Source organism: Rhodococcus sp. NS-SX18 (genome assembly GCF_057367935.1).
Genome location: NZ_CM170633.1, coordinates 428376 through 451526, shown reverse-complemented (window position 1 = coordinate 451526; position 23151 = coordinate 428376). Strand labels below are relative to the sequence as shown.

23 protein-coding genes, 1 tRNA gene and 1 other RNA gene are annotated in these 23151 nt (G+C 70.1%); 14 read left to right on the top strand and 11 right to left on the bottom strand.

Annotation, left to right across the window (positions count from 1 at the left end):
• Positions 1-66 precede the first annotated feature (66 nt).
• Positions 67-1572 carry an aldehyde dehydrogenase family protein gene (locus AC2IPW_RS02020; RefSeq protein WP_486376162.1) on the bottom strand — a complete coding sequence of 502 codons (1506 nt, stop codon included), beginning with the start codon at positions 1570-1572 and terminating at the stop codon, positions 67-69.
• 446 nt (positions 1573-2018) lie between these two features.
• Between AC2IPW_RS02020 and AC2IPW_RS02015 the strand changes: the two genes are divergently transcribed.
• Together AC2IPW_RS02015 and AC2IPW_RS02010 are read left to right on the top strand one after the other, a co-directional pair.
• Entirely contained in the window at positions 2019-3440 is a 1422-nt protein-coding gene (locus tag AC2IPW_RS02015) for an APC family permease (RefSeq protein ID WP_003935394.1), read from the top strand.
• A complete protein-coding gene (locus AC2IPW_RS02010) occupies positions 3437-4192 on the top strand; it encodes an IclR family transcriptional regulator (protein ID WP_486376161.1) in 756 nt (251 codons plus the stop codon). Before AC2IPW_RS02015 ends, AC2IPW_RS02010 begins: the two co-directional genes overlap by 4 nt.
• 46 nt (positions 4193-4238) lie before the next feature.
• Here the strand turns inward: AC2IPW_RS02010 and AC2IPW_RS02005 are convergent, their stop codons facing one another.
• The 3 genes from AC2IPW_RS02005 to AC2IPW_RS01995 all read right to left on the bottom strand — a co-directional run bounded on the left by AC2IPW_RS02005 (position 4239) and on the right by AC2IPW_RS01995 (position 8836).
• Complete coding sequence (locus AC2IPW_RS02005; protein ID WP_486376160.1) at positions 4239-4952, bottom strand: response regulator transcription factor; 714 nt, start codon at positions 4950-4952, stop codon at positions 4239-4241.
• A gap of 92 nt (positions 4953-5044) precedes the next feature.
• Positions 5045-6460 (bottom strand): amidase, encoded by a 1416-nt coding sequence (locus AC2IPW_RS02000; RefSeq protein WP_054372953.1) that lies wholly within the window; start codon positions 6458-6460, stop codon positions 5045-5047.
• A gap of 147 nt (positions 6461-6607) precedes the next feature.
• Positions 6608-8836, bottom strand: coding sequence for a DNA polymerase III subunit gamma and tau (locus AC2IPW_RS01995; RefSeq protein ID WP_486376159.1), 2229 nt, complete (start codon positions 8834-8836; stop codon positions 6608-6610).
• Positions 8837-8910: 74 nt separating this feature from the next.
• Between AC2IPW_RS01995 and AC2IPW_RS01990 the strand changes: the two genes are divergently transcribed.
• The gene (locus tag AC2IPW_RS01990) at positions 8911-9705 is read left to right on the top strand and encodes an SDR family NAD(P)-dependent oxidoreductase (protein ID WP_486376158.1); all 795 of its coding nucleotides are present in this window, start codon (positions 8911-8913) and stop codon (positions 9703-9705) included.
• Between the two features lie 96 nt (positions 9706-9801).
• Here the strand turns inward: AC2IPW_RS01990 and AC2IPW_RS01985 are convergent, their stop codons facing one another.
• Both AC2IPW_RS01985 and AC2IPW_RS01980 read right to left on the bottom strand, forming a co-directional pair.
• Positions 9802-10143 (bottom strand): YciI family protein, encoded by a 342-nt coding sequence (locus AC2IPW_RS01985; RefSeq protein WP_486376157.1) that lies wholly within the window; start codon positions 10141-10143, stop codon positions 9802-9804.
• A gap of 96 nt (positions 10144-10239) precedes the next feature.
• A complete protein-coding gene (locus tag AC2IPW_RS01980) occupies positions 10240-10569 on the bottom strand; it encodes a hypothetical protein (protein WP_054372959.1) in 330 nt (109 codons plus the stop codon).
• A gap of 282 nt (positions 10570-10851) precedes the next feature.
• On the opposite strand from AC2IPW_RS01980, the gene AC2IPW_RS01975 reads away from it, so the two are divergent.
• From AC2IPW_RS01975 to AC2IPW_RS01960, 4 genes are all read left to right on the top strand, one after another.
• Positions 10852-11997: a beta-mannosidase gene (locus AC2IPW_RS01975; protein WP_486376156.1), complete on the top strand. Its 1146-nt coding sequence runs from the start codon at positions 10852-10854 to the stop codon at positions 11995-11997.
• 174 nt (positions 11998-12171) lie between these two features.
• Positions 12172-12447, top strand: coding sequence for a DUF4193 family protein (locus AC2IPW_RS01970; RefSeq protein ID WP_003936870.1), 276 nt, complete (start codon positions 12172-12174; stop codon positions 12445-12447).
• Between the two features lie 151 nt (positions 12448-12598).
• A complete protein-coding gene (locus tag AC2IPW_RS01965; protein WP_003936871.1) occupies positions 12599-12877 on the top strand; it encodes a GlsB/YeaQ/YmgE family stress response membrane protein in 279 nt (92 codons plus the stop codon).
• A 218-nt stretch (positions 12878-13095) separates the two neighbouring features.
• Positions 13096-13278 carry a hypothetical protein gene (locus tag AC2IPW_RS01960; RefSeq protein WP_486376155.1) on the top strand — a complete coding sequence of 61 codons (183 nt, stop codon included), beginning with the start codon at positions 13096-13098 and terminating at the stop codon, positions 13276-13278.
• Between the two features lie 39 nt (positions 13279-13317).
• On the opposite strand, the gene AC2IPW_RS01955 is transcribed toward AC2IPW_RS01960, so the two are convergent.
• Both AC2IPW_RS01955 and AC2IPW_RS01950 read right to left on the bottom strand, forming a co-directional pair.
• Positions 13318-13893, bottom strand: coding sequence for an HhH-GPD-type base excision DNA repair protein (locus AC2IPW_RS01955; RefSeq protein ID WP_486376154.1), 576 nt, complete (start codon positions 13891-13893; stop codon positions 13318-13320).
• A gap of 100 nt (positions 13894-13993) precedes the next feature.
• Positions 13994-14446, bottom strand: coding sequence for a DUF6098 family protein (locus AC2IPW_RS01950; RefSeq protein ID WP_081005210.1), 453 nt, complete (start codon positions 14444-14446; stop codon positions 13994-13996).
• 260 nt (positions 14447-14706) lie between these two features.
• Here AC2IPW_RS01950 and AC2IPW_RS01945 point away from each other — a divergent pair, with 260 nt between their 5' ends.
• Positions 14707-14874, top strand: coding sequence for a hypothetical protein (locus AC2IPW_RS01945; protein ID WP_160320134.1), 168 nt, complete (start codon positions 14707-14709; stop codon positions 14872-14874).
• A gap of 57 nt (positions 14875-14931) precedes the next feature.
• Entirely contained in the window at positions 14932-16416 is a 1485-nt protein-coding gene (locus tag AC2IPW_RS01940; RefSeq protein WP_486376153.1) for an alpha/beta hydrolase, read from the top strand.
• Positions 16417-16544: 128 nt separating this feature from the next.
• Here AC2IPW_RS01940 and AC2IPW_RS01935 read toward each other — a convergent pair whose 3' ends face one another.
• Together AC2IPW_RS01935 and ffs are read right to left on the bottom strand one after the other, a co-directional pair.
• Positions 16545-17834, bottom strand: a complete 1290-nt coding sequence (locus tag AC2IPW_RS01935) for an aspartate aminotransferase type Ic (RefSeq protein ID WP_416062508.1) — start codon at positions 17832-17834, stop codon at positions 16545-16547.
• Positions 17835-17883: 49 nt separating this feature from the next.
• Positions 17884-17978: signal recognition particle sRNA small type (gene ffs, locus AC2IPW_RS01930), an RNA gene on the bottom strand.
• A 117-nt stretch (positions 17979-18095) separates the two neighbouring features.
• On the opposite strand from ffs, the gene AC2IPW_RS01925 reads away from it, so the two are divergent.
• Positions 18096-18183 (top strand) — tRNA-Ser (locus AC2IPW_RS01925).
• Positions 18184-18320: 137 nt separating this feature from the next.
• Here AC2IPW_RS01925 and AC2IPW_RS01920 read toward each other — a convergent pair.
• Positions 18321-19358: a GmrSD restriction endonuclease domain-containing protein gene (locus AC2IPW_RS01920; protein WP_486376152.1), complete on the bottom strand. Its 1038-nt coding sequence runs from the start codon at positions 19356-19358 to the stop codon at positions 18321-18323.
• A 133-nt stretch (positions 19359-19491) separates the two neighbouring features.
• Here AC2IPW_RS01920 and AC2IPW_RS01915 point away from each other — a divergent pair, with 133 nt between their 5' ends.
• Genes AC2IPW_RS01915 through AC2IPW_RS01900 form a run of 4 tightly spaced genes read left to right on the top strand, consistent with a single transcriptional unit; the run spans position 19492 to position 23109 of the window.
• A complete protein-coding gene (locus AC2IPW_RS01915; RefSeq protein ID WP_486376151.1) occupies positions 19492-20142 on the top strand; it encodes a YoaK family protein in 651 nt (216 codons plus the stop codon).
• Positions 20143-20202: 60 nt separating this feature from the next.
• Positions 20203-21015 (top strand): helix-turn-helix domain-containing protein, encoded by an 813-nt coding sequence (locus tag AC2IPW_RS01910; protein ID WP_416062503.1) that lies wholly within the window; start codon positions 20203-20205, stop codon positions 21013-21015.
• The gene (locus tag AC2IPW_RS01905; RefSeq protein WP_003936884.1) at positions 21012-21569 is read left to right on the top strand and encodes a TIGR03086 family metal-binding protein; all 558 of its coding nucleotides are present in this window, start codon (positions 21012-21014) and stop codon (positions 21567-21569) included. Before AC2IPW_RS01910 ends, AC2IPW_RS01905 begins: the two co-directional genes overlap by 4 nt.
• 19 nt (positions 21570-21588) lie before the next feature.
• Positions 21589-23109, top strand: coding sequence for a metallophosphoesterase (locus tag AC2IPW_RS01900; RefSeq protein WP_486376150.1), 1521 nt, complete (start codon positions 21589-21591; stop codon positions 23107-23109).
• Positions 23110-23151: the final 42 nt, after the last annotated feature.

Below are 23151 nucleotides of genomic sequence, written 5' to 3'. Positions count from 1 at the left end.
GGGTTCTCGTTCGACCGGGAGTACGGGCGGCGGTGCCCACGTCGTGCCGGACACCGCCCCGACCGATCACAGTGCGATGTTGACCGACTTGGTCTGGGTGTACTCCGCCAGGGCTCCCTCACCGAGTTCCCGCCCCCACCCCGACTGCTTGTACCCCCCGAAGGGGAGGGCGGTGTCGAACGCGTTGTGGCAGTTGATCCAGACCGTGCCTGCCTTGATCTCGGCGGCGACCTCGTGCGCCCGGGACACGTCTCGCGTCCAGACACTCGCCGCGAGACCGTAGGGCGTGTCGTTGGCGGCGGCGCGAACCCCCTCCCCCCGGTTGAAGGGCACCGCCACGGCGACCGGACCGAAGATCTCCTCCCGGTACACGCCGAAGTCGCTGCGCACGTCGACCAACAGCGTCGGCTCGACGTAGAAGCCGCTGTCGCCGTGGCGCTTTCCCCCGGACAGGGCACGCGCGCCGTCCTCGAGCCCGGCGTCGATGTAGCCGGTGACCTTGCCGAGTTGTTCCGCCGAGATCAGCGGCCCGATGTCGCTCGTCGGGTCGAGCCCCGGACCGATCTTCTGCGACTTCGCGAATTCGGCGACACCCTGGGTGAATTCGTCGAAGATCCGGTCCTCCACCAACAGTCGCGTACCCGCGGTACACGCCTGCCCGTGGTTGAACAGGAAGCCGCTCGCCACGCCCGGGATCGCGGCCTCGAGGTCGGCGTCCGAGAAGACGACCTGTGGGCTCTTGCCTCCGAGTTCGAGCGAGACCTTCTTCAGGTTCCCGGCGGCGGCGGTCACGATCTTCTTGCCGACCTCGGTCGAGCCGGTGAAGGCGACCTTGTCGACGTCGTCGTGGGCCGACAGGGCCGCACCCGCATCCCCGAACCCGGTGACCACGTTGACAACGCCGTCGGGTGTGCCGGCCTCGGTGGCTACCTCGGCGAGCAGCAGGGCGGTGAGCGGGGTCTGCTCCGCGGGCTTGAGCACCAGAGTGTTCGCGCACGCCAGCGCGGGGGCGAGCTTGAAGGCGGCCATCACCAGCGGGAAGTTCCACGGCACGATCTGGGCGCACACACCCACCGGCTCGCGGCTGGTGAACGCGTGGAAACGGGCACCGGGTGCCCACGGAACCGACACCGGGACGGTGCGTCCCTCGATCTTGGTCGCCCAGCCGGCGTAGTAGAAGAAGATCTCGGCCGCCCAGGTGACGTCGACGGCCTTGGCGACGACCACCGATTTGCCGTTGTCCAGGGACTCGAGCTGGGCGAACTGGTCCGCCCGGGCCAGGATGCCCTCGCCGATCCGCCACAGGATGCGCTGGCGTTCGGCCGGGGTCAGGCGTCGCCACGGCCCCTCCTCGAACGCCCGGCGGGCGGCGGCCACGGCGCGGTCGACGTCCTCGGCGCTGCCGTGCGGCACCGTGGTCAGCACCTGCCCGGTCGCGGGGTCGACCGTGTCGAACCGCCGGCCCGAGGCCGACTCCACCCACCGGCCGCCGATCAGCATCTGCTTCGGCGACGAGAGGAACTCGGCCACCTCCGGAAGCAGAGCGGTGGCGGATTGCGCAACTGCAGTCATGTTGTCTCCGACTCTGAGGGAAGATGAAAAATTCTCGGGCACAGTGCTTTCGACGTTGAATCGTCGGTTTCCGTCGCTGTGACCCGAACCCACGATAACCACACGATGTGGCGGGAGTCACCCCCGATTCCGGATGGAAATTGCGGCCTGTCCGATTCTCATTCGACTGGGGCCCAGACCGTTTCCCGATTCTCGTTCGACTTCTCGTCGGCGCCCCAGGTGACGGTCGTGCGTGCACCGCCGGGCCCGCCCCGGGGCACGACCGGCGAGCCCGGCATTCTCATTCGGGTGACCGAAAATTGATGTGCGATCGGTACAGCGCACAGCGCGCCTGCGCTACCGTGCACCCCACGGGATCGTCCGGCTGCCGACGCTCGACGTCCCCTGGCGAGTGTGGAAGCAGGTGCAAGGTGTCCGGTACACCACAGATCAGAGGGACTTCGCCGGTGGCGGGCCTCGAGCGCGGACGCCTGACGTTCGTCGAGGTACTGGCCCAGTCCGTCTCGGCCGTCGCCCCCTCGGCGGTGATGGTCACCCTGCCGGCTCTCGTCATCCCCGAAGCCGGGCGCGCCGCGATCCCGGTGTTCGTCACGGCGGCCGTCCTGATGGCGGCCGTCGGCTACTGCATCGGGCAGTTCGCCGCCCGCATGGTCGCGGTCAGCGGCCTGTACAGCTACACGGTGAAAGGACTCGGTCCCCGCCTCGGCTTTGCCGGGGGATGGTCGCTGCTGATCGGGTACGCGGCCGCCGCCATGGCCAGCACGGTGGGCGCCGCGAGCTATCTGGCGTCGCTGCTCGAACGGGTCGGGTTGCCCGCCGGAGCGGCGACGAGCGCGGTGCTCGCCGGAATCGTCGGGGTGGTCGCACTGCTGCTGATGGTGCGCGGCGTCCAGCTCTCCGCCCGGATCATGCTGGGCGTCGAGGCATTCGCCATCGTCGCTGCCTCGGTCGTCCTGGTGATCGCGTTCGTCGTGGCCGTCCGGGACGGCGCGTCCCCCTCGGCTCCGAGGGGGACCGGTTCGGAATCCGCGATCGGTTTCGCGCTCCTGCTGGCGATCACCTCGTTCGTCGGTTTCGAGAGCGCCGGAACGGTGGCCCGTGAGGCCCACAACCCGCTGATCAGCGTGCCGCGCGCGATCCGGTGGACGCCGATCGTGCTCGCGGCGCTCTATGTGTTCGCCGCAGCGATGCAGTCCCCCGAGTCCGCGAGGGAGGGTGTCGGCTCCCTGCGGATCGTGCTCACCCTCCCGGACACTGCCGGGAGCGGTTCGGCGGTGCTGGCGGTCGTGATGGAACTCGGGATCACCGCGTCGTGGTTCGCATGCGTCATGGGTTCCACCACCGCGCTGTCGCGCACCCTGTTCGCGATGGGCCGTGAGGGTGTCGCCCCGGCGATCGTCGGCCGGGCCCACGCCCGGTTCCGCACGCCGCACGTCGCCCTGATCGTCGCGATGCCTGTCGTCGTGGTCGTGCCCGTGGTGTTTCTGATCGCGACCGGCTCGACCCGCGACGTCCTGATCGGGTTGCTGGCCCTCTCGGCGCACGGGTACGTCCTCGCCTACATCCTCGTCTGTGTCGCTACGCCCGCATTCCTGCACCGGATCGGCGAGCTGACCCGGATGCCGCTGATCGTCGGCGCGGTCACCGCCGTCTGCCTGGTGGCGCTGATCGTGTGGGCAGCCGCGTCGAGGATCTACGTGGCGGGCGCGATGACCGCCGTGTACGCGGTCCTGATGCTCCTCGGGGCTCTGCTGCTCGCGGTGCGGGTGCATCGGGACCCGGGCGTGGCGGACCGGATAGGCGTCTACGACGAGACCGTGGCCGACGATCTGCTCGGCCGGCACCGCCCCTGGCAGGTGCAGCGGTGAGCCCCGTCGACGGAACCCTGTCGGGCCGTCAGCCGAAGGCCGTGATCAGCGCCCTGCGCGTCCTCGAGGAAGTGGCCCGGGCGGGCCCCGGCGTCACCGCCAAGGACATCGCAGCACACCTGTCCCTGCCGCCGGCGACGACCTATCGGCTCCTGAACCTGCTCGCCGGCGAAGGCTACGTCGTCCGGCTGCCCGATCTGTCCGGCTTCGCCCTGGGGCGCAAGATCGGCGTACTCGTCGACGCGGCCGTCGTCCCGACCGTCTGCACGGCCGCACGCACCCTGCTGACCGAGCTTCGGCTGACCGTCCGCTTCGGCGTCCACCTGTACTACTACACCGACACGGCGCTCCGCCTCGCGGACGCCGACCCCGAGTATCCGCCCCGCACGGACGAGGCGATCCTCACTCGGCACCTCCATGCGAGCGCCGTCGGCAAGCTCCTGCTCGCCGAGAAGAACGACCTCGACGCGGTCCTCCCGCGGTGGGACCTCCAGGCATTCACCGGTCGCACGATCGTCGTGCGCGGCGACCTGCTCCGTCACCTCGCGGAGATCCGCGACCGGGGCTTCGCCACCCAGCTCGGCGAGCTGCGCGACGACTGCGCGTGTCTCGCCGTCCCCGTCCGGTCCGCCGCAGGCACCCTGGTTGCGGGCCTGGTCCTGTCCGGCAGCATCGACCACCAGCATCTGATGACGCGCCACCTCGAGTCGCTCCGCGAGCACGCGCAGCAACTCGTGCCCCTGCTCACCTGAAGGAAGGGCACACCCGACGAGCCCGCTGCCGACTCGGAACGGCCTGCTACGTGGACTGCACCCACGCATCCCGGTTCGACACCAGACCGAGCCGCACCGCCCGGACCACCGCGCCGACCCGGTTGGGGGCATCGAGTTTTCGCAGCAGATGCTCCACGTGAGTGTTGACGGTGCTGCGCGAGAGCTGCATCTGCTGCGCGATCTCACGGTTGGACAGGCCGGCGATCACGAGTTCGAGAACCTCGTGCTCCCGTGGCGTGAGGGCGACCGCTTCCTGTCGCGTCAGAGTGTCCACCGACCAGGCGGCGTACTCCCGGGCATCGCTCAGTGTCGTCTTGACCCCGGAGGGCACCGAATCACGCGTCACACTGACGTGCAGCGCACCCACTGCGATCCCGGTGGGAGACGTCAGGACGACGGAGGTACCTTCGGAGAATCCAGCGGGAACGAACACTTCGCGCACCGAGCAGGTCTCGCGATACGACGGGATGTCGCGCCAGGTCAGTACCGCGGAGGGCTCGGCCCGAACCGCCTGCATGCCCGGATCCCCGTCGACGAAATCGGTGACCAGGTAGTCCAGGGTGCGGTCGTCGTATCCACGGCTGGCCACCACCGCATGCCGCCCGCCGGCCACGCGGGTCACGGCCGCGGCCGCGCACCCGAGCTGATCCGTCATGTACCGGGTGAGCCCGGTCATGCGATCGACGGCGTTCTCTCCCAGCAACACCGAGACCAGTCCACTGAACACGGGTTCGACCATCGCTCGACGATAGTCGAATCCCGTGTCCAGCGGAGCCGAATCCTGTTATCGGACAGATACGTTCCGGTTCGTGCGGGCGCTCGTCCGTCCTGTCACAGTTCCGGGACCCGATGCGACCAGGGGCGAGCGCGTTCGAAGTTCGCCGCTGCGCGCAGGACCGCGGCGTCGGCGTGCAGCCGTCCCGCGATCTGCAGGCCGACCGGACGTCCGTCCGAGGTGAATCCGGCGGGGACGGTGACGGCCGGGGTGGTCAGCATGTTGTACGGATAGGTCATCAGCCAGCCGAGCAGTTGCGAGCGCAGCGACGCCCCCGCCAGCCGGTCGGGAGCGAACTGCCCCAGCGGATGAGCCGCTTCACACAACGTGGGCGAGACCAGCAGGTCGTAGTTCTGCATGAACGCCGAGAACGTATCCCACATCCGGCCACGGAACAGGTCTGCCCGCCCGACGTCGACGCCCGTGAGACGCTCCCCCTCACGCATCAGTTCGACGAGATTGTCGTCCACCTGACCCTGCCACTCGTCCCAGTCGAGCATGTCGTGTTCGGCCGCGAAGCCGGGAACCCAGATGCCGTGCCACATAGCTTCTTCCGGGTCTCCCCAGCCGGGTGTCGCCTCCTCTACCCGGGCTCCGAGGTCCTCGAACACCCGGACGGCCTCCGCGCAGATCGCCGCCACCTCCGGGTCGACCGTCGCGAAGCCCAGGTCGGGCGACCACGCGATGCGCCACCCGGTGATGTCCTTCGTCGTTTCGGCGACGTAGTCGGTGTCCGAGGCCGGGAGACTGAGCGGATCGGATTCGTCCGGGCCGGCGACGACACCGAGCATGAGGGCGTTGTCCTCGACCGTGCGGGTGATCGGACCGTGGTAGGCCCAGTGATAGAAGCGACCGGCCAGGATGGTCTGCGGCACCCGTCCGGTCGAGGGCTTGAGACCGACCACGCCACAGAGAGACGCGGGGATGCGCACCGATCCTGCCCCGTCGCTGCCTTCGGCCAGCGGGCCGAGACCGGCTGCGACGGCGGCAGCAGCGCCGCCGCTGGAACCTCCCGCGCTGTATCCGCGCTTCCACGGGTTGTGAGTGGGACCGAACAGGTGGTTGTCCGTGCCGCCGTAGTAGCCGCTCTCCGGCGTGTTGGTCTTGCCCAGGTAGAGACCGCCTGCGGCCTTCAGCCGCCGGACGATCACCGCGTCGTGGTCGGCGATGCTGTCCTTCATGGGCACCATGCCGAACGTCAGGGGCCGGCCCGCCACGGCCGTCAGGTCCTTGATCGTGAAGGGCACTCCGTGCAGTGGGCCGACGGACTCACCGCCGACGAGCTTCTCGTCCAGTGCGCGCGCATCGGACAGGACCTGTTCGCGATCGAAGTCGACGATCGCGTTGATCGCCGGGTTGACGCTCTCCACGCGCCCCACGAAGTGCTCCGCGACTTCGCTCGCGCTGATCTGTCCTCGGCGAACGTTGTTCGCGAGTTCGGTTGCAGTGAGCCAGGAAAGGTTGTCGGTCATGGTCGTCTCCGTGGATCGGTCCGGTCGAGGTGGCTCGACCATAGGAACCCGGTGATCCCGCCGACAATCGGTCAACTTACCGATATTTCGGACCGGCCGGTGCGCCCTACCGGCCCGGACGCCGGTGCGGCGCCGGACCGGGACCGATCATTCGCTGATCTTCTTCGCTCCCAGGATGTCCTGCAGCAACTCGATCGCCACGTCCTCCGGCTCCCGCCGCGTCGTCGGATCGACCGGGGTGGCGGCCTCGGCGAACATCTCCTCCTCGTCCTCGGGGGTGACGTCGGCGGGGCTGATCCGCGGCGGCTCGTAGCCGGGCTCGGGGCCGGGGTCGTCCGGGTAGTCCGGCGCCTCGGGCGGTGGGATGTCGTCGACCTCGGGACGCGGCGGAGCCGGGGTGGCGGCCGGAGACGTCGCACCCGATTGCGGAGCGGGCTGGGTCTGCCGTGCCTGGCTGGGCCGGGAGAACCGCGGCTGGCCGGAGGCGCGCGACGCCGACTGTGCCGGGGCCGCCTTCGCAGAGGCGGGGGGTGTCGCAGCACCCTGGACGCAGGTCACCTCGAAGTCCACCCCGAACACCGCCCGCAGGGCGTCCGCGATCACCGCGGAGTTGCGCGGTTCGACCAGCCGCTTGACCAGCGGCGCGGAATCGTGGCCGAGGACGATGCGGCCCGCGTCCACGCTGCGGACCGTGGCACCGGACAGCATGACCTCGACGGTGCGGCTGCGCTCGCGGACCTTGCTGCGGACCTCGGACCACACCGCGCGGACGGCCGCCGCGTCGGGACCGGCGGCAGCGGCGGGCGCCGGTTCGGATTCCGGCGCCGGCTGTGGCCCAGGAGCCGACACGGGCTGCGGTCCGGGTTCCGGCTCGCTCGGTTCCGGTTCCGGTACGACGGGGCGTGACGCAGGTTCCGGTTCCCGCACGACGGGGCGCGGTGCCGGCTCCGGTTCGGGTGCCGGCGCGGCGGGAACCGACGGTGGCGCCGGGACCGGCTCGGCCGCGGGCTCGACGGCGGAAACGGGCTCGACGACAGGCGCGGACTCGGCGACGGCAGCGGGCGCGGGCGCGGCCCGCCGCTGGGAAGGACGCTGGAACCTGGCGGCCGGCTCGTCGGGCGCGATCGGCGCGGGCGCGGCCGGCGGGACCGCCCGCGGCGCAGCGCTCGGCGACGCAGCGCCCGGGGGAACGGCGCCCTCCGCAACGGCGCCCGTCGGCGCTGCCGCGATCCCGCTTTCGAGACGCTCGAGACGTTGCAGCACAGCCGATTCCGAATCGGACGCGGCCGGCAGCAGCATCCGCGCGCACATCACCTCGAGGAGCAGGCGCGGCGCCGTGGCCCCGCGCATCTCGCCCAGGCCGGAGTGCACGATCTCCGCGTACCGGGTCAGAGTGGCGGGACCGATCCGGTCGGCTTCCTCCCGCATCCGCTCGAGCACGTCACCCGGCGCGTCGACGAGACCGCGTTCGGCGGCGTCGGGCACCGACCGCATCAGGATGAGATCACGGAGCCGCTCGAGCAGGTCGACCGCGAACCGCCGCGGGTCGTGACCGGCGTCCATCACCTTCTCGACGGTTCCGAACAGACCCGCCCCGTCGCCGGCGGCGAGGGCGTCCACGGCCTCGTCGATGAGAGCGACGTCGGTGACCCCGAGCAGCGCGAGTGCCCGGCCGTAGGTCACACCCTCCTCGCCGGCCCCGGCGAGCAGCTGGTCCATCACGGACAGCGAGTCGCGGGGCGAGCCCCCGCCCGCACGGATCACCAGCGGGTAGACGGCGTCCTCGACCGGCACGTTCTCCTGCGTGCAGATCTTCTCGAGCAGCCCGCGCATGACGGGGGGCGGCAGCAACCGGAACGGATAGTGGTGGGTGCGCGAGCGGATCGTCGGCAGCACCTTCTCCGGCTCGGTCGTGGCGAACACGAAGATCAGGTGCTCCGGTGGCTCCTCGACGATCTTGAGCAGGGCGTTGAAGCCCTGCGTGGTGACCATGTGCGCCTCGTCCACGATGAAGATGCGGTACCGCGACTCGGCCGGGGCGTAGAAGGCGCGGTCGCGCAGTTCGCGGGTGTCGTCGACGCCGCCGTGGCTCGCGGCGTCGAGTTCGATGACGTCGAGGTTGCCGCCACCGCCGGGACCGAGCGCCTCACAGGACCGGCACGTCCCGCACGGCGCCGACGTGGGACCCTCCGCGCAGTTCAGCGAGCGCGCCAGGATCCGGGCCGAGGAAGTCTTGCCGCAGCCGCGGGGGCCCGAGAACAGATACGCGTGATTGATGCGGCCGGCGTCGAGGGCGATGCTCAGGGGCTCGGTGACGTGCTCCTGACCTACCACCTCGGCAAAGGTCGCCGGTCGGTACTTACGGTAGAGGGCCACGCGCCGAGACTACCGGCGCCGACCGACAGACCGACCGTGTGGTTGCGACGAAGCGATGCGGGTATCCGACGGCCATGACCGAAACACGACCGTTGGCCCTGGTGACCGGAGCGTCGAGCGGAATCGGCCTGGAACTCGCCCAACTGTTCGGCCGGGACGGCTACGACCTCATCCTGGTGGCCCACTCCGATGCGCTCGACGACGCCACCCGCACACTCGCCGCCACCGGCGCCGCCACGATTCCGGTGCGCGCCGACCTACGGACCGCGGCCGGCGTGGAGGAGGTGTGCGCCGCCGTGACCGCCACCGGCCGGCCGCTGGCCGCCGCGGCGCTCAACGCCGGCACCGGACAGGGTGGCTTGTTCGTCGACACCGGCCTCGACGACCAGCTCGAGGTGGTGGACGTCAACGTGCGCTCGACCGTGCACCTGGCCAAGTACGTTCTCGACGGTATGACCGAGCGCGGCGCCGGCCGCGTGCTGATCACCTCGTCGGTGGTCTCGGAGATTCCGGGGCCGTATCAGGTGGTCTACAACGCCTCCAAGTCGTTCCTGCAGTCGTTCTCCGAGGGACTGCACGAGGAACTGCGCGGGACGGGGGTCACCGTCACCGCGCTGATGCCGGGCGCGACCGACACTCCGTTCTTCCGCAAGGCCGAGATGGCGGACGCGCCGATCGCTCGCGGCCCGAAGGACGATCCGGCGAAGGTCGCGCGCAAGGGATACCAGGCGATGCGCGCGGGCAAGCGGAAGGTGGTGGCCAGTTCGCCCATGTCCAAGACCATGGCGGTCACGGCGGCGGTGATGCCGGATTCGGTGAAGGCATTCCTCCACCGCTTCATGGCCAAGCCAGCGTCCGCGCCTCGGTAGGCCGTGTCGATCGAGGCGGTCTCGATCGGGGTCGCCGCGAGGCAGATCACGGCACGGTAGTCGCGGGCGAGGATCGCGATGCCGCGCCACTCCCCGTCAGCTGGCGGGGTCGTACCCGAACGCGCGCACCTCCTGCGCGCAGCGGCACGCGACCGCGAGCTTCGCGGCCCATTCCAGTGCGGCCTCACGGGAAGGCAACTCCAGGACCGCGTAGCCGCCTCCGATCTGCGTCGTCTGCGGGTACGTGCCCTCGGTCACCGTGCCGTCCCCGTCGACCAGGACCGGCGGAACGCTCTCGTCGATTCCCCCGCCGAACACCCAGACGCCGGCGTCCTTCGCCTCCTCCACCACGGCGTGCGCCGCATCCGACACTGCCTGCATTTCCTCGTCGGGAACGACCATGGCGCCACTCGGGAACGAGATCAGGTACTTCGTCATCGCGTCGGCTCCTACTTCCCGGGGATCGGACCCATCCTCGCCGATGCGGGCACGCTGCGTACGAGACTCGCTCGCCCGCCCCCGTCGTGGCAGGTGTCAGAGATGGGGCAGCGCCCAGCTGAGGAACACCACGCCCGCGAGGATTCCGAAGATGCCGGTGAGCATGCCGACGAGCGCATCGAGAGACTTCGCTTCGTCGGTGAACACGGTGGGCCGCCGGGTGGCGGCGATGCCGGTCCCGACGGCGGCCGCACCGAGCAGAATGCCGAAGCCGAACGTCCAGAAGGTCACGATCGAGAGGGCGCCGAGCATCAGGGCCAGATCTGCGCCCTTGTCCCCGACTGTCTCACGCAGCCTCGACAGCGCAGGGAAGCCGAGACGGGCACGGTGCGGTCCGGAGCGGAAGGGAGTCTGCAGGACGGACATGGTCTTTCGAATCCTCGTCGGAGATGGCGGAACGGAATGCAGCAACCGGAGGCGGAGCCGTACGGAACCTTCTGCAGGACAAGAATTCCGAGATCCGTGACGGCACGGTGACCGACGCTCGGCGCGAGGCGACGGATACGGCGCACGACATCTCGTCTCGACCTCACCCCTCGGTCCGGCTGCTACGCAGCAAAGATTAGCACTCGCCGACGGCGAGTGCTAACGCTGCCGACTCTGCTCGCTCCGGTCACCGATCCGGCTCCGCGCCAGTACAGTTCCTTCATGCGCTCGGGGAGGACGGCGAAGGTGTGGGCGGCGGCCCTGGTGACCCTTGCCGCGACATTCGGCACTACCGGCACCGCCACCGCCGATCCGGATCCGGGCGCGCGGGTCACCACCGACGGCACGGCGCTGCGGCTCGACGGGCAGCCCTGGTGGCCGACCGGCTTCAACGCCTACCAGCTGGGCACGAACTGGGCGGTGAACTGGGGCTGCGGCGCCATGGTCGATCTGGATGCCTACTTCGGTGCCCTGCCACCACATTCACTCACTCGCTTCAACGCGTTCCAGGCTCTGGCCATCGACCGGTTCACCGGCGAACTCGATTTCGGCCCGCTCGACGCCGTGTTCGCCGCGGCCGAGGCCCACGGCCAACTCGTGATCCCGGTCCTCGCCGCCCAGGACGGCGCGTGCGAGGACGAAGTGTTCAAGGACCGGCAGTGGTATCTGGACGGATGGACGGAACCGGTCGCTCACGAGCGCGCGGTCCTGAGCTTCCGGGACTGGGTGACCACGGCGGTGACGCGATGGAAGGACTCCCCTGCACTGGCCGCATGGGAACTCGTCGGCGAACCCGAGACCAGCGTGTGCACCGACGCCGCCTGCTCGTGGTGGCTGCGGCAGTGCCCTTCGGACGCGGCAGCCGTCCTGCGCGGGTTCTTCGACGTGGCGGGAGCACAGGTTCGCACCCTCGATCCGCGCACCCTGATCACCGCGGGGTTCACCGGCGGCGGGCAGTGCGGTACCCAGGGCGACGAGTACGCGACGGTCGGCTCGTCGCCGTGGGTGGACGTCGTCCAGTACCACGACTACGGCGCCGACGCGGTCCCGCTTCCGGGTGACCAGTGGAACGGTCTGGCACGCCGCATCGCCCAGGCCCAGCAGATCGGCAAACCACTCCTGGTCGCGGAGATCGGCGAGCTGGCGGGCTGGTGCGGCGCCACGGCCGACCGCGCCGAGCACATCGCCACGAAGATCGCGGGACAGAAGGCAGCCGGCACCGCCGGGGCGCTCATCTGGGCGTTCGTGCCCGACCCCCGGCCGGACTCCTGCACGTACGACGTCGGCCCCGACGACGAATTGTGGGGCGTGATCGAACAGTTCGGAACCACCGGGAACGCCGCCGGGTCGACCCCGGCCACCGGCTGACCGGCCACCGCGCGACAGCACCCCGTACGGTCGGCCGGTCTTCCCGGCCCACCGACATGGTTTGGCATCGCCCCGGCCCGGGTAAAGGAGGGCGATCACGGCCCGGCGTCGCCCTCACCGGCACCCGCCGGAAGGTGACACCGACAGGTATTCGCGGCCAGCACAGGAGGGGTCATGACACTCGACTACGACACCCGCAAAGAGCTCGACACGGACGAGCTGACCACCCCCACGCTCCCGGCGGTGACCGAGACCGTGGAACCCGACGACAGCGACATCGCCGAATTCTTCGAACTCCCCGGCGCCGACCTGTCCGGTGAGGAGCTCACCGCCCCGGTCGTACCCCGGCGCAGCGACGAGTTCGTCTGCGACAGCTGTTTCCTCGTCCACCACCACAGTCGGCTCGCACTGTCCGACGACGGCGCGATGCGCTGCCGGGACTGCAGCTGACGGATCTCGGCCGAAAGGACGGAACGAGAACGTTTTTCCGTCGAGGTGTAATCCTCGACCGTCCGGGGTAACAGTAGTCGTGACCACGCCGGCAACGGCGGGTGAAGACCGGAGGGGATCGGAAAGGTCCCTGAGCGAAGGGAAGTGGAGCGTGCTCGGACTCGGAATCATCGGGTGGATCATCATCGGCGGCCTCGCCGGCTGGATCGGCAGCAAGATCATGAAGACCGACGAGCAGCAGGGCATCCTGCTGAACATCGTCGTGGGTGTCATCGGCGGTCTGCTCGGTGGCTTCCTGCTCAAGCTCTTCGGCGTCGACGTCGCAGGCGGCGGACTGATCTTCAGCTTCCTCACCTGTCTCCTCGGTGCGGTGATCCTGCTGTTCGTGGTCAAGGCCGTCACCGGTCGCCGTCCGGTCACCCGCCGGTAATCTCGCAGTTCAGTCACCACACGCGCAGCGGCCTCCCGTCGTCCCAGTTCCGGGACACGGGGGGCCGCTTCGCTGCGCGAGCCGGATCCGCACCGGGCGTGTCGTGGTGTCGCACGCTGCGAAAAGAGGACTTTTCCGGCATGCTGACCGGGTGGATGGCGCGTGCGGTGAGCGCAGGGGTCACCCGGAACCGCGGCCGAGCGACGAGAGGGACACCGATGGACGACACCGCAGCAACGAAGGCACGCTCCGCTTCCGGGAGCCGCACCCCCCAGGAGACACCCGAACTGTCCCAGGAGGATCTGGCCGCCGTCGTCGAGGCACTGACCGGGCGGCCGGCAGGCGTGCCGGAGCCCACCCAGGCCCCGAAGCGACGCCGGTCGCCCCGGAAGAAGACCTGAATCGCCGGCCGACGAGCCCGCCGCTCCGGGCCGTGCGGCTCACTTCTTCTTCGCGGCCGCCTTCGAGGACTTCTTGAACTCCCGGACCTCCTGCAGGGTCTGCGCATCGACGACGTCGGCGATGGACCGCCGCGACCCGTCCTCGCCGTACTCCCCTGCGGCTTCCCGCCACCCCGCGGGCTGCACTCCGATCTGCTTTCCCAGCAGGGCGAGGAAGATTCGGGCCTTCTGGTCGCCGTAGCCGGGCAGTGCCTTCAGGCGCTTCAGCACCTCCCGGCCGTCAGGGTCGCCGCTCGTCCACAGGGCCGCCGCGTCACCGTCGTAGCGGTCCGCGATCTCGGCGCACAGTGCCTGGATCCGTTCGGCCATCGATCCGGGGAACCGGTGCACGGCCGGAGGCCCGGCGCAGATCGCGGCGAACTCGTCCGGATCGGCCTCGGCGATACGGTGCACGTCCAGACCGCCGAGGCGGTCGGCGAGCTTCTTCGGTCCGGCGAATGCGGTCTCCATCGGCACCTGCTGATCGAGGAGCATCCCGATGAGCAGGGCGAGCGGGTCGGCGGCGAGCAACGCATCGGCGTCGGCATCACCTACGAGGTTCAACGTCGGTGCCATGCTCACGATCCTCGCATCCACGGGAGCCCGGCGCGTAGCGACCTTCGCACCGACACCCGGTAGCGTCCCGTCGGCGGGGGCAGAGCGAGCGGGTGCCGGCTCACCACCGCCCGGAATCCGGCTCCGCCTCGAAGCACTCGCGGTAACGTCTTTCCGCCTCCCACAGCACCTTCGGACTCAACCGGGCGTGCGGGCGAATGTCGATCACCAACGGCTCCTGGTCGAGACCGCGGCCGACCATCGTGCCCTCGAGTAGCCACAGGAAGCGCCCGTCGGTCTCGCCGCAGGCGGCGTACCGGTGGAGCCGACGCGCAACCCAGTCCTCGACAGGACGCCGCCACCACGGTTCCGGGGCAACGGGAAGGACGGACCACCCCGGCAGGGTGAGGTTGGCCGCCCGATCGCGTGTGGGACCGTCCGCGGCGTCCGCAACCGGACCCCGGGAAAAGCGCAGGTAGAGCAGCGGATTCCCGGCAACGAGCGCAGCGAGCTGGTCGAGGCCGGTGATCACCTGCATGTCGTCGGGATCGGGATACATCTCCTCACGCAGCATCATCGACGCGTCTCGTCCGGCCGTCAGCTCGGGTCCCGCACCGGGCGAGGCGAGGACCGCCGTCGTCGAATCGGCTCACCGGTGGCCACGACGGCTCCCTTCGTCGACGGTTCCGGTGCGAGCGCCGCACCCGCTGACCCGCACGATACTCCCGAATCCGGGTCCGGCCGACGCAACGCGATCACCGCGGTGGATCACACGAGCGGGCACGCGTGCGAGAAGCGCGCCGTCCGCGACGGCGTGCGGAGTATCGTTCGGATATGCCACTCCACGGCGACGAATCGGAGTACACGCGCGTTCTCGAAGACATCCGGGACCTCGTCGCACACGCGATCGGTGCGGGGAATTCCGCGGAGAGCGTCCGGGAGTTCTGGCACGGACAGATCGACCGGTACGTCGAGGACGCTGCAGCCTCGGACCGAATGTGACACGGGTTCGACCGTAGCGCTGTGATATTCGGCCGGCGCGCAACCGGAAGGGGACGGATGGCCCAGGCCGGCTCGAGCGTGCGGATCGCGCTCGCGCTCGTCACGGCGGCCGTGGCGGGCGCGGTCACCGCGGCGGCGCTGCCCGTCGGGCCGGTCACGACGGTCCACGCCCTTGCGGTGATGGCGACCGGCCTGCTGCTCGGTGCGATCGGCGGCTGGGCCGGGCGCTCGGCCTGGATGGTGGTTCCGCTCTTCCTTGCCTACGGCATCGCACTGGAGATCGTCCGGCTGGACGTGTCGGTACCGACGATCGACGACGTGCGGCTCGACTCGATCTACGGCGTGCTGGCGCTGGCCGTGAGCCGAGGCCTGCATGCGATCCTGTTGCTGCTGCCGATGCTGGTCGGTGCCCGCGTCGGGGTCGTGCTCGTCCGACGACGTGCCGGCACCCCGCCCGGTCCCCGTCGAGGACTCGTGCTCACCTCGGTCCTGGGCGTGCTGACGCTCGTACTGGCAGTCCTGGTCGTCCGCCCCGCCTCCACACCTGCCGTGTTCGGACCCGACGGGCAGCCGGTGGGAGTGGCAGCACTCGAGACGGTGTCCCTGGGCGGCGACGACCACGCGCTGATGATCCGCGCCGCGGATCCCGGCAAGCCTGTGCTGCTCTACCTGTCGGGCGGCCCCGGCCAGTCCGACATGGCGCTGGCACGCGCCCTGTCGGAGCCGTGGGTGGACGACGTCGTGTTCGCAACCTACGACCAGCGCGGCAACGGCAAGTCCTACGGCGCGCTGTTCCCTACCGACGAGACCACGCTGGAACGGGCCGTCGCCGATACCGTCGAGGTCGCCGAGCATCTTCGGGACCGCTTCGACGAGGACCGGATCTATCTCATGGGTGAGTCGTGGGGCACGATCCTCGGTGTCCGCACCGTGCAGCAGCGCCCCGACCTGTTCGCCGCGTACCTCGGCAGCGGACAGATGGTGAACGTCCGGGAGACGGACCGCCGGATCTACCGCGATCTGCAGGAGTACGCGACCCGGACGGGTGACACGGACCTCGCAGCGACCCTGCAGGAGATCGGAGAGCCGCCGTACGCGGACATCCCGTGGGCGAACGCTCAGGTCCTCGCCGCCTACGACTACCTCTACGATCCGTACGAGCCGGCGGCGGGGTATCGCGCGCGGGGCGAGGCGAGCGGCCTGGACGGCTTCGGGATTCTCGGCACCGAGTACTCGCTCATGGACAAGGCGAACGTGCTGCGAGGGCTGATCGACACCTTCGCCGTGATGTATCCGCAGATCCAGGACGTCGACTTCCGGCGGGACGCGACCCGCCTCGAGGTGCCGGTGTACATCCTCGACGGGGCGGCCGAACTCGACGGGCGCCGGGAACTGGTCCTGGAATGGTTCACCCTGCTCGACGCGCCGGAGAAGAGACTGATCACGTTCGACGACGCTGCCCATGCGGTCGCGTTCGAGCAGGCCGACGCCGTGGAGCAGCTGCTTCGGGACGACGTGATCCCACGAACGTCCGGCCGGTGACGACGCGGTGGCAGCGGTTCTCCACCGGTTGTCCACGGCTTGTCCACAGGGTTGTCCACAGGTGGTGGATACGCTCAGCCCCGGCCGTCGTGTGACAGCCGGGGCCGAGGGACAGAACTACTCGCCGGCTACTTCCCGAGGGCCTTCTCGGTCGCCGCGAGCAACACGCACGTCGCCACGCCGTCCATGGCGGTAGCGAGTTCGTCCAGCGACGGGAAGCTCGGGGCGAGCCGGATGTTCTTGTCGTCGGGGTCGTTCTTGTACGGGAACGCCGAGCCCGCCGCCGTCAGCGCGATCCCCGCGTTCTTCGCAAGGGAGATGACCCGCTTGGCGGTGCCTTCCACCACGTCGAGGCTGATGAAGTAGCCGCCCTTCGGCTCGGTCCAGGACGCCACCTTCGACGACCCGAGCCGGTCCTCGAGGATCTTCAGCACGAGCGCGAACTTCGGCGCGAGCAGGTCGCGGTGCTTGGCCATGTGTGCCCGCACCCCGTCGGCGTCGCCGAAGAAGCGCAGGTGACGCAGCTGGTTCACCTTGTCCGGACCGATGGTCTTGATGCCGAGGAACTTCTCGTACCACGCCAGGTTCTCGGCCGAGCTGCCGAAGAAGCTGACGCCGGCGCCGGCGAAGGTGATCTTGGATGTCGAGGCGAGGACGAACACGCGGTTCGGATGACCGGCCTCGGCCGCCATGCTCAGGATGTCCAGGGCGGGAGCCGCTTCCTCGACCAGAGGATGCACGGCGTAAGCGTTGTCCCAGAAGATCCGGAAGTCCGGCGCGGCGGTCGGCATCGACGCCAGCTCGCGGGCGACGCGCTCGGAGTACACGGCACCGGTCGGATTCGAGTAGGTGGGAACCGCCCACATGCCCTTGATCTGCGGGTCCGAGCCGACGAGCGCAGCGACCTTCGCCATGTCCGGTCCGTCGTCGCGCATGGGCACCGGGATCATCTCGATCCCGTACGACTCGGTGATCGCGAAGTGCCGGTCGTAGCCGGGCGCGGGGCACAGGAACCGGACGACGGGCTCCTGGGACCACGGGCGCGGCGAATCCACCGTGCCGTGCAGCAGCGACGCGACGATCAGGTCGTGCATGATCTCGAGGCTGGCGTTGTTGCCGGCGATCAGGTTCTCGGTGGGGATGTTCAGGAGCTCACCGAAGATGGCGCGCAGTTCGGGCAGGCCGCGCAGGCCGCCGTAGTTGCGGCAGTCGGTACCGGACGCGTCGCGGTAGTCGTCGGCCCCGGGCAGCGACAGCAACTCCGCGGAGAGGTCGAGCTGCTCGGGGGACGGCTTGCCGCGAGTCAGGTCCAGCGTCAGCTTCTCGGCTTCGAGTCGCGCGTAGTTGTGGGACTGGCGCTCGTGCTCTGCGACGAGTTCCTCATGGCTCATCAACCCAATCTGGGTTTGGGTAGGCATGCGGAAGGACCTTTCACCGCGCCCAACGGCACGGGCATCGGCATCGGAAGCTAGGGGACCCCGCGCACCCGGCAGAGCCCGTTGACCCTTGCTGCCTTCCGGCCCTGGGGGAGTTCACAGGATGCGCGCCGCGCGGGATCCATCGGCCAGTGTAGACACACATCGCCTGCGACCGTGAATCGACCCTGTTGCGCCCCTCCGAAACCCGCGGCGACCTCCCCGTTTGGCATCTACCAGGTCGTATTCGGTATGCTTCCCCACGGAGGATTCGCCTAGTGGCCTATGGCGCTCGCCTGGAACGCGGGTTGGGTTAACGCCCTCAGGGGTTCAAATCCCCTATCCTCCGCCACGGCAACGGCCCGTGATCAGTGGAAACACCGATCACGGGCCGTTGCCCGTTCAAGGGGCACACAGTTCGTCGGGCACACGATTCGTCGGGCACACAGCCGCGCCGTCCGCAGTCGAGGCGCGGCTGTCCACACCAGCTCACTCGCAGGCGACGCCGTCGCCGTCGCCGTCCATCTTCTCGCTGTACCCGGGCTGACCGGCGTACAGCGGCGCCGCGCCCGCGGCCCGCGCCTCGGCGCAGTTGCGGTACGCCACGGCGGGGGCCGGAGCCGGCTCCGGGGCTACCGACGGGACCGGTTCCGGGGCTACCGGCGGGACCGGCTCCGGAGCTACCGACGGGACCGGTTCCGGCACCGTGGTCGCGGCAGGCGCAGGTTCCGGGGCGGCGGCACCGCACCCGGCAAGGACCCGGACCATCGCGTCGTGCTCGGCCTGGGTCACCCACAACCGGTAGAGGGCCTTGACCTCGATCTGGCGCGCGACGTACGTGCACCGGTACGACCGGTTCGGCGGCAGCCAGGTCGCGGCGTCGCCGTCGCCCTTCTGCTGATTGGCAGCACCGTCGACGGCCTGCAGGTTGCGGGGATCGTTGGCGAAGTTCGCGCGGGTCTGCTCGTCGAGCTGCTGGGCACCCTTCTGCCACGCGTCCGACAGAGCGACGACGTGATCGATCTGCACGTCGGCGGAGGTGTCCTGGCCGCGACGGAAGTCGATGGTCGTGCCGGTGTAGGCGTCGTGGAGGGTGCCGAAGAGGACGACGCAGTCCCGGGTGGCGGTCTTGTAGGTGATGTCGACCAGGTCGCGCCGCAGGGTGTCGTTGCGGGTGTCGCAGCCGTTGTGGCCGCCGTCGACGTCGACGTCGTCGCTCCACGCCGGTCCGAAGAGCTCACGGTCGTAGCCGGTCTTGGGCGCTCGGCCCTTGATCGGCAGGGTCGCGAGCGTGGCCAGCGCCGGCGTGGCGGACGCGTCCGCCGGGACGTGGGTCGGCGAGGCCGCAGGAGCCGGTGCCGGGGTGGTCGTCACCGTCGGGGTCGCGGCGACGGTGGGCGCGTGGGACCGGGTGCCGGTGTCCGTCGCCGTGGCGCATCCGGTCAGCAGCAGGGCGGCCGCAGCGAGTCCGGCGCTCCATCCCAGTGTGCGGTGATTCGGGGACGGGCGGGACGGTGAAGCGAACACGCTGGGTACTCCTGGGGACGGGATGCGGCACGGCAGCACCCTCCGCGGGGGACGAAAGGGTGTCTCCGGGAGGTCGCACCGGACATCCCTTTCGTTACCAGAGGTAACAGCACGGATTGATTACGATTCGTCCGTGGTCGGATACGGCAGACAACTCACGGCCCTCGCCGTCGCGCTGTCGGGCCTCGCCGGGTTCGTCGACGCCCTCGGGTTCATCACCCTCGGTGGCGTGTTCGTGTCGTTCATGAGCGGGAACTCCACCCGGCTGAGCGTCGGCCTGGCCGAGGGCGCCTGGGGTCCGGCCGCACTCACCGCCGGTGTCATCGGACTCTTCCTCGTCGGCGTCGTCCTCGGTGGAGTGGTCGCGCAACTGTCCGACCGCAGCCGTCGCGCCCGCAAGACCGCCGTACTCGCCACGGTTTCCGCGCTCCTGCTGCTCAGTGCGCTCGCCCACACCGCGGGCTGGACGCCCGTCGCGGTGGTGGCGATGACCCTCGCCATGGGTGTGGAGAACTCGGTGTTCCAGCGCGACGGTGAGGTGAGCGTGGCCCTGACGTACATGACCGGGGCGCTCGTCAAGATCGGGCAGCGGCTCGCCGCCGCGATGTTCGGCGGCCCCCGCTGGACCTGGCTGCCGTACCTGGGCCTGTGGCTGGGACTGGTGACCGGCGCCGTCGGCGGCGCCGCGGCGCATCGGATGCTCGGACTGCACGCCCTGTGGATCGCCGCCGCGGTCGCCGTCGCGCTCACCCTCGCGGTGCGGCACCTGCCCTACCGGCCGTAGCGGAAGCCGGTTCCCCACGCGGGCAGCGATTGTCGGTGCCGGCGCCTACGCTCGTGGGCCATGAGGTGGTATGTGCCGAGCACTCCCAGCGCGGACCTCGCCGAGCACCTGGTGTGCGTGTGGTCGGCGGTTTCCGACGGGCAGACCCATCTCCTCGTCCCGGACGGATGCGTCGACGTCCTGTGGATCGCCGGCGTCGGCATCCGCGTGTGCGGCCCGGAGACGTCCGCGTGGTCGTTCACGCTGCCGGCCGGTGTCGTCTCCGCCGGCGTGCGGTTCCGCCCGGGTCTCGCCTCGTTTGCGCTGCGCGCGTCGGTCGCGCAACTCCGCGACACCCGCGTCGGCTTGGACGACCTGCTCGGTTCGGCCGGAGCCAGACCGCTCGCCGACCGGCTCGACAATGCCCGGACCGCCGCCGAACGGCTCGAGGTGTTCCAGTCCGCGGTGCGGCGCTGGCTCGCGCAGGACCTCGCCCCCGACCCGCTGATCGGGCACCTGCGGCAGGCGCTTTCCGGGCACTCGTGGAGCGTGGGGGCGCTCGCCGAGACCGCCGCGCTCACCGAACGTCAGCTGCAGCGCCGCTGCAACGAGGCGTTCGGGTACGGCCCGGCCACGTTGCGATCGATCCTGCGCCTGCAACGGTTCATGGCCCTGGCCGACGCCGGACCCGCGCGCGGACTGGCCGAGCTCGCCGCGGCCGCCGGCTACAGCGACCAGTCGCACCTGAACCGGGAGACGCGCAGGATCTCCTCCCTCACGCCCACCGCCCTGCTCGCCGGGGAGGCGCCGCGGTGGCACGGCACCGGCTCGGCCCTCGATGTCCGAAGTATCCAATCCCGCGGCGACCGGGCAACGGCAGAATCTGCCGCATGACCGAGACCCTCTCCCCCGCCCGTCACTACCGCGACCTCGCGGCGAAGTTCACCGCACGTGTCGAGGCCGTGCCCGCCGACCGATGGGATTACCCGTCGCCCTGCGAGGGCTGGACCGCCCGCGACGTGCTGCGGCACGTCGTGGACACACAGCGGCAGATCGTCACCGTCGTCGGCCTGGAACTGCCCGCCGGACCGTCGCCGGACACCGACCCGTCCGGAGCGTGGACCACCACCCGCGACGGCATGCAGGCGATCCTCGACGATCCGCGGCGCGCCGGACTCGAGTACGACGGCCACTTCGGCCGCACCACCCTCGCCGCGACCGTCGCGCGGTTCTACAACTTCGACCTCGTGGTGCACGCCTGGGATCTCGCCCGCGCCGCGGGTCTGGACGACACCGTCGACGCCGAGGACCTCGACTTCGTGGAGGCGACGGCGCGGGCCCTGGGTGACTCGATCCGGATGGAAGGGGTCTGCGGACCGGCGGTCGAGGTGCCGGCGGACGCCGACCGGCAGACGCGGGTGCTCGCACACCTGGGGCGTCGCGCCTGAGCGGCGGTAGCCTCGGGGCATGCGCGCTCCGGGCTGGTGGCTTCCGGTGTCGCTGCTGGCCGTGGCCGCCCTCCTGTCCGGCCCCGCCGAGGTCACCCCGCCCGTGCCCGTCACGTCCGTCGGCATCCCGGCGACGGGACTGACCACCGACGTCCCGGCGACGTCCGCGACGATGTACGCAGGCGTGACCGATTCCGCCGACCCGCCGCTCCCGCGCGCCGTCGGCGAGCGCGGCGCACCGGCGTCCGTCGGCAACGAGTTCGACGAATACCCCTATGTCCGCTACGAACTCGAATTTCCCGCCGGAACCGAGGCGGTGACGATCCGGTGGCAGGGCCGCAGCGTCAACCTCGACGACCTCGCCCTGCACGTGCGCACCGGCCGTTCGTGGGGCGAGCCGCGGGCCGTCGCCCGGCCCGAGGTGCCCGGCGGGCCGATCGTGCTCGAGGCGCGGGTCACCGACGTCGCCGGCCTTCTGGAGATCATGGTGATCGACGCGCCCCGTCGCGACCGGAGCTTCCGCGACGCCACACCGGACCAGGCGTTCGCCGACCCGGCGGACTACGACTTCGCGATCCAGCACCTCACCGACACCCAGTACCTCGCCCGCGACGACGCCGCCGTCTTCCGGGACATGACCACGTGGACGGCGCAGCAGGCCCGCGCCCGGAAGATCGCCTACGCCGTGCACACCGGGGACCTGATCCAGTCGTGGATCCGGCCGGGCGCCCCGGACACCCGCGCCCGCACGGAGTTCGAGGTCGCGTCGGAGGCGATGGGAATCCTCGAGGCGGCCGGCGTGCCCTACGGTGTCCTGCCCGGCAACCACGACAACCTGTGGAACGTCGCCGGCCGGCTCGTGCCGGGCGAGCACGAACGCAACCATGCGCTGTACAACGAGTACTTCGGGCCGCAGCGATTCCGGGACCGGCCGCAGTGGGGCGACTCGGTGACCGACGCCGACAATTCGGCGCACTACGACCTGTTCGAGATCGCCGGCACCCCGTTCCTCGTCCTCTACCTCGGCTACAACCCGCCGGAGCACGTGCTGAACTGGGCCGAGGAGGTGCTGGCCCGCCATCCCGACCGCAACACGATCGTCGCCGCGCACTACTACCTCGACGAGGACGGCCGTCTCCGGATGAGTGGATTCGGCGACATCGGCGGCAGTTCGGGCCAGCAGATCTGGAACCGGCTCGTCGTGCCGCACGAGTCGGTGTTCATGGTGCTGTCCGGGCACGTCGACGGGCAGACGACCGTGACCGACCGCCCGATCCCCGGCAGCGACCGGCGCGTGGTCGAGATGCTCGCCGACTACCAGTACTTCCTGGTCGACGGCCGGCGCGCGACGGGTTTCCAGCGGTTGCTGCAGTTCGATCTCGACGGCGGCACGGTCGCCGTCACCACCCACTCGCCCACCCTCGGCAGTTTCCGGGTGGAGGATCACGACCCGCGGCGCCGCTACACCCCCGAGGACGGCGATTTCGTGGTGGATGTGCAGTTGCGTGCCGGCGTACCCCGGGGGGTGATACCCGGATGATCACCGATCACCCTGCAGCAGAGACACGTTCGGCAGACGCCG

Excerpts from the sequence above, each read along its gene's own strand:
- AC2IPW_RS02020 (WP_486376162.1), bottom strand. The coding sequence starts at position 1,572 with ATGACTGCAGTTGCGCAATCCGCCACCGCTCTGCTTCCGGAGGTGGCC.
- AC2IPW_RS02005 (WP_486376160.1), bottom strand. The coding sequence starts at position 4,952 with ATGGTCGAACCCGTGTTCAGTGGACTGGTCTCGGTGTTGCTGGGAGAG.
- AC2IPW_RS02000 (WP_054372953.1), bottom strand. The coding sequence starts at position 6,460 with ATGACCGACAACCTTTCCTGGCTCACTGCAACCGAACTCGCGAACAAC.
- AC2IPW_RS01990 (WP_486376158.1), top strand. The coding sequence starts at position 8,911 with ATGACCGAAACACGACCGTTGGCCCTGGTGACCGGAGCGTCGAGCGGA.
- AC2IPW_RS01985 (WP_486376157.1), bottom strand. The coding sequence starts at position 10,143 with ATGACGAAGTACCTGATCTCGTTCCCGAGTGGCGCCATGGTCGTTCCC.
- AC2IPW_RS01980 (WP_054372959.1), bottom strand. The coding sequence starts at position 10,569 with ATGTCCGTCCTGCAGACTCCCTTCCGCTCCGGACCGCACCGTGCCCGT.
- AC2IPW_RS01975 (WP_486376156.1), top strand. The coding sequence starts at position 10,852 with ATGCGCTCGGGGAGGACGGCGAAGGTGTGGGCGGCGGCCCTGGTGACC.
- AC2IPW_RS01970 (WP_003936870.1), top strand. The coding sequence starts at position 12,172 with ATGACACTCGACTACGACACCCGCAAAGAGCTCGACACGGACGAGCTG.
- AC2IPW_RS01960 (WP_486376155.1), top strand. The coding sequence starts at position 13,096 with ATGGACGACACCGCAGCAACGAAGGCACGCTCCGCTTCCGGGAGCCGC.
- AC2IPW_RS01955 (WP_486376154.1), bottom strand. The coding sequence starts at position 13,893 with ATGGCACCGACGTTGAACCTCGTAGGTGATGCCGACGCCGATGCGTTG.
- AC2IPW_RS01950 (WP_081005210.1), bottom strand. The coding sequence starts at position 14,446 with ATGCTGCGTGAGGAGATGTATCCCGATCCCGACGACATGCAGGTGATC.
- AC2IPW_RS01945 (WP_160320134.1), top strand. The coding sequence starts at position 14,707 with ATGCCACTCCACGGCGACGAATCGGAGTACACGCGCGTTCTCGAAGAC.
- AC2IPW_RS01940 (WP_486376153.1), top strand. The coding sequence starts at position 14,932 with ATGGCCCAGGCCGGCTCGAGCGTGCGGATCGCGCTCGCGCTCGTCACG.
- AC2IPW_RS01935 (WP_416062508.1), bottom strand. The coding sequence starts at position 17,834 with ATGCCTACCCAAACCCAGATTGGGTTGATGAGCCATGAGGAACTCGTC.
- AC2IPW_RS01910 (WP_416062503.1), top strand. The coding sequence starts at position 20,203 with ATGAGGTGGTATGTGCCGAGCACTCCCAGCGCGGACCTCGCCGAGCAC.
- AC2IPW_RS01905 (WP_003936884.1), top strand. The coding sequence starts at position 21,012 with ATGACCGAGACCCTCTCCCCCGCCCGTCACTACCGCGACCTCGCGGCG.
- AC2IPW_RS01900 (WP_486376150.1), top strand. The coding sequence starts at position 21,589 with ATGCGCGCTCCGGGCTGGTGGCTTCCGGTGTCGCTGCTGGCCGTGGCC.